The sequence below is a fragment of the uncultured Methanobrevibacter sp. genome (assembly GCF_902771435.1).
Lineage (GTDB): Archaea > Methanobacteriota > Methanobacteria > Methanobacteriales > Methanobacteriaceae > Methanocatella.
The window spans coordinates 1-5188 of the sequence record NZ_CACXXB010000060.1; the positions used below are offsets into that span (position 1 = coordinate 1).

At 36.0% G+C, this 5188-nt stretch carries 3 protein-coding genes; all 3 read right to left on the reverse strand.

Going from position 1 to position 5188, the window contains the following annotated elements; all coding sequences use genetic code 11:
- Positions 1-602: 602 nt before the first annotated feature.
- The 3 genes from QZU83_RS09975 to purL are packed head-to-tail and all read right to left on the reverse strand — an operon-like array spanning position 603 to position 5130.
- Complete coding sequence (locus tag QZU83_RS09975) at positions 603-1733, reverse strand: site-2 protease family protein (protein WP_295611845.1); 1131 nt, start codon at positions 1731-1733, stop codon at positions 603-605.
- Positions 1734-1749: 16 nt separating this feature from the next.
- Complete coding sequence (gene glp, locus QZU83_RS09980; protein ID WP_295611846.1) at positions 1750-2967, reverse strand: gephyrin-like molybdotransferase Glp; 1218 nt, start codon at positions 2965-2967, stop codon at positions 1750-1752.
- A 21-nt stretch (positions 2968-2988) separates the two neighbouring features.
- The gene (gene purL, locus QZU83_RS09985; RefSeq protein WP_295611847.1) at positions 2989-5130 is read right to left on the reverse strand and encodes a phosphoribosylformylglycinamidine synthase subunit PurL; all 2142 of its coding nucleotides are present in this window, start codon (positions 5128-5130) and stop codon (positions 2989-2991) included.
- Positions 5131-5188: the final 58 nt, after the last annotated feature.

A 5188-nucleotide genomic window follows, 5' to 3' on the forward strand; every position in this document is an offset into this window, starting at 1 on the left:
TCCAAAGACGAAGGTCGTCACTACAAAATCTTAGAAGGAATCTTAGAAAGATACTTCTAAGTGAAAGAATTTAATTATTCTTTCCTTATTTCTTTTTTTTAAAATACTGTTTTTTCAAAAGATTTATAAATAATAAAAAGATAATTATAATTAATTTTATTGAACAATCTTGTTTAATGGAATTTGGTAATGAATCTATAGCAAGGAAAAACAGGCGGCGAGAATAAAATTCTCTAAAACCTTACTAATCATTGATTCATTACCTGTTTACTCGTTTTTTAATATGTAGTATAAGAGATATACTGAAAAAATAATTATTAATGTAAAATTAATATTAATATTTACATCCATTATACCACCTCCTTTAAACTGTAAAAAGGAGGATTGAAAATGAGTAAATACCTTCCACCAGTCATACCTGTTTTTTAAAAAAAAAAGTTGTAGGATATAAATCCCACAACTTTTGACTGGATTTTTTAATAATTAGTTTTCACTAACTAGAGAAAAAAATTAAATTATTTCTCCAATAATCTTTTAGATTCTAATAATATTTAAAATAAGCAGTTTTTTTTGAGAACAAATTTACGAACTGAGAGCAATTTTCATAAAAATCCTGCAACAAGACTGAATACAATAATCATTGCCATAACAAGAGATAATGCATTGACAATCGGTTTACACTTATCTTCAGGTAATTTATAGCTTAACAATATCTCAAGCATATGTCCGCCATCCAAAGGCTTGAGTGGAAGCAGATTAAATAGACCAATTCCTAAGTTCAACATGAAAATCCACTGGAATAATTCAAGAAGCTCGAATAAAACCCAAGGTATCGGACCTAAACTATCATTTATTAGCTTGAAATGCTTATTTGCCTGAATTCCAAAAAATCCTCTGGATTCGTTATTTGGATTCTTATCCAAGGTCAGCGAATAGCTTCCCTGATCCGTTTGAACCGTTACATTATCACCGGGATGGTATCCCCCAATAATATCAACATAAGATGATGAATCATTAATCTGATGATTGTCAATAGCTTTTAAAACCATTCCTTCCTTTAAAACGCCATCAGAAGGAGAATCAGAAACTATTCTGTCAATGGCTATTCCATCCTCTTCAAAAAAGCTTGGAATGCCCGTAGATATTAGAGAAACGAGCAAAATTGCAATCAATGCCAAAGTTATATTTGCTATTGAACCTGCAGCATAAACCCTTAATCTTGAAATTCTTTTAGCCTTTTTAAGTTCATCCTCATCAGGTTCAACGAATGCACCTGGAAGTATTGCAAACAGCAGCAAACCGATTGACTTGATTGGAATTTTTTCTCCGACAGCCTGGATACCGTGTGAAAACTCATGAACAATCAGGACAGTTGCAAGAGCTATCAAGCCGTAAATGAACGGAATGTAAATTGATGAACCGGGCATTTCAACTCCCGGAATGACTATGGACACTGCAGGTGTTTCAAAAACCGAAGGAAGTGATGAAACCAATGTCCATGTTATAAATATCATGGCTCCGAATGCCACGACAATACCAACATTCATGTACCATCGCCAGAATGTTGGTGAAAAATTAGAAATTCTAGATATCAGCCCTCGAAGTCTTTGGGTTTTCCACATCAATACTGGAAAGTTTATTTCAACTCCATGATTTGACAACTGTTTATGGAATATTCCAGCCAATATCCAGATGACAGCAAAGGCTATCAAATAATAATAAATCCCATTCATTAAAATGCACCTTGAACTACCAAAGTAGTGAATCAAATAAGACTACATCAACTATATCGTCCTTCTGATATCCTTCATCATTTTCGTCTATAATGATATAGCTGTTCGCCTCAACCATTGAACGAATAATGCCAGAACCTCTGTTCAACACATGTTTTGCATGTTCATTATCACTGAAGGCACGTATAAAATCTGTTCTACCTAATTGAGAAGGTATTTTAAGTTGTGATACTCTATTGACAATATTAAAGTCAAATTCTCGTCCTTGCATTTCAAACAAGTATTTTCTTGCAAAAATATCAAATTGAGACATTGCCGCAACAGGCTGTCCTGAAAATGTGAATACAATCTTATCGTTTACAATTCCAGCACCTGCAGGTTTGCCGGGTCTCATAGCAACACCGTGAAATAGAATCTCTCCAATCTCATCAATGACATCCAATACAACGTCACCCTTACTGATGGCTGTTCCACCAGTAGTCATGATAACATCATAATCTTTTGACGCATCAAGAATAGCTTCTTTTACCTCGCTGTAAGTATCTCCAGCATGTGCGATATCACAAAGAGCACCTGAATCCTCAATCATTGCCTTAATTGTAAATTGATTGGAATTGATAATTTTTGCCTTATCTATTTCATCCTTAGTTGGTTCTACAAGTTCATTGCCTGTTATAATTAACTTGACTTTGGGTTTTTTAAACACTTTAACCCTATCATATCCTGCAGAAGCTATCAAACCCAATTCCTGATATCTGATAAATGTATTTTTATCCAAAATCTTTTGACCTTTTTTAATGTCCTCGGATTTGGGAGACACATTTTCACCAGGAGTAACCTGGGAATAAATTGTCAAATCATCCCCATCTTCAGTAGTGTACTCTTTCATTAAAACTGCATTAGCACCATTAGGGATTGGAGCTCCTGTTGCTATTACAATAGCTTCACCATTTTTAACTGTTTTATCTGAAAAATCGCCAGCACCGATTGCATCAATAATCTTAAATTCCTTTGGTGCTGATTGTGAAGCTCCAAATGTATCTTCGCCAATTAATGCAAATCCATCCATAGCTGATTTATCAAAAGGAGGTGAATCGTGAAATGCCATTATATCTTCAGCCAAAACCCTTTTGTGAGCATCATAAATAGAAATTTCTTCTGTATCAGTAAATTTCTGATTATCGTTTAATAGCTTTGAAGCATTTTTCACGGAATCCAATTTTGATAAGAACATGTTTAAAACTCCCCCAAGTATCTATGCCATGTATTTTTCTATAACGCCATGATATGCATCATTTAAATCATCAAAGCTGAATTCGTGGCCATTAATGTTTAATGAAGTTCCTTTTACCTCACCGATGACCTGTGCGTCAACATCCATTTTTGCCAAAATATCGTCCAAAGCATCAGGACTGACAGTCAGCAAGTATCTTGCATGACTTTCTGAGTATAATAATTGGATTTTATCAAGTTCATCATCAACCAATTCGACTTCACATCCGAGACCTGATTTGATAACCATTTCAGACAATGCTACTGCAAGACCTCCTGCAGATACGTCGTGAACTGCAGTGATATTTTTATCCTCATCCTCATCAATAAGTTTTAAGACACATTGACCGTTGGCAACTTCCTCATCTATTCTGATTCTTGGAGCGGTTCCAACTTCAAGGCCATGGATACATCTGTGATATTCTGAACCGGTCAATTCATCATAGGTTTTTCCGATTAAAATGATTTTGTCCCCTTCATTTTTAAAGTCCATGGTTCTTATGTTTTTGATGTTTTCTACACCTATTACACCAACGGCAGGAGTTGGATTAATTTTAATTCCTTCAGTTTCATTGTAAAAACTTACATTACCACTGATTACAGGTGCATTGAAGTTTTCAGCTACCAAACTCATTCCTTCAATAGCTGTTTTAAATTGCCATAGGATTTCAGGAGTTTCAGGATTTCCAAAGTTAAGACAGTCCACCACTGCATAAGGGGTTGCGCCCATTGAAATTACATTTCTTATTGCTTCTGCAACACATCCTCCAGCCCCATCAAATGGAGATAATTTGGTATGGATTGTATTGGAATCTGTTGTAAGTGCAATAGCTGTTTCATCATCTATTCTAAGCACTGCTGCATCATCGCCCGGTTTTACGACAGTTCTGACTTGAACTTCATGGTCGTATTGCTTGTATACCCATTCTTTTGAAGCAATATTCGGACTGGATAATAATTTTGGCAAGGATTCATAAATTCCAGGTTCTTTTAAGTCAGGTTTTTGAGTGTCTTCTGGAATCTCTGCTATAGGCCTATCAATTGAAGGTGGATCTGCAAGCAAAATTGTTGGCAGGTTAGCGATTTCATCGCCTTCATCTGAAATAATCATGTTATTTCCTTCAATAACCTCACCGATTACTGCTGATACGATTTCATGCTTGTCACAAATTTTTTGAGCAAGTTCCACATCATCTGGATTGATGACAAACACCATTCTTTCCTGGGATTCGGAAAGCATGATTTCATATGGAGTCATTCCGGTTTCCCTTAAAGGAATTGCACGTAGGTCAACCAATGCCCCGTTTTCAGATGCATCTACAAGTTCTGAAATACAGCAGGTAAGACCTCCACCACCTAAATCCTTAACTCCACTAACTTTAATTTTTTCCATGATTTCAAGTGAAGCTTCCAATACTCTCTTTTTAGTAAATGGATCTGCAACCTGTACTGCAGGTCTGTCTTCAGTTTCAGAGTCGGATGTCAATTCTTCGGATGCGAATGTTACACCATGAATTCCGTCACGACCTGTAGTTCCTCCCATTAAAAGGAATACGTCACCATGGTTTGGTGCCTGTGCACGGACAATATTTTTCTTTTCCACAAGTCCTACACACATTACATTAACCAGAGGATTTGTTCTGAATGATTCATCGAATTCTATTTCACCGGCTACAGTCGGAACACCTACACGGTTTCCGTAATCTGAAATTCCCTTTACAACATGTTCAAACAAGTATCTTGATTTTTCATCCTCTTCAAGAGGACCGAATCTAAGAGAATCCAAAAGCGCAATAGGCATTGCACCCATTGAGATAATGTCTCTTAAAATTCCGCCAATACCAGTACCTGCACCACCATATGGTTCAATAGCTGATGGGTGGTTGTGAGATTCCATTCCTACAGCCAATGCATACTTATCAGTTACAGATACCAGTCCTGCATCGTCTCCAGGACCTAAAATAATATTTTCCCCTTCGGTTGGAAATGCTCTTAGGAAAGGTCTGCTGCTTTTGTAGGAACAATGTTCTGAAAACATTACATCAAGCATTCCTTCTTCCAATTCATTCATTTTCCTGCCGAGGATTCCTTCAATGTATTCAATTTCTGAATCAGCTAAAGTCATGATAACACCCTAATTTTTAATTGAAATAATAACTTTTTCTCCTTCAATATCCCATTCT

What these genes read in the sequence shown, in the direction of transcription:
- QZU83_RS09975 (WP_295611845.1), bottom strand. Translation starts at nt 1,733, where the DNA reads ATGAATGGGATTTATTATTATTTGATAGCCTTTGCTGTCATCTGGATA.
- glp (WP_295611846.1), bottom strand. Translation starts at nt 2,967, where the DNA reads ATGTTCTTATCAAAATTGGATTCCGTGAAAAATGCTTCAAAGCTATTA.
- purL (WP_295611847.1), bottom strand. Translation starts at nt 5,130, where the DNA reads ATGACTTTAGCTGATTCAGAAATTGAATACATTGAAGGAATCCTCGGC.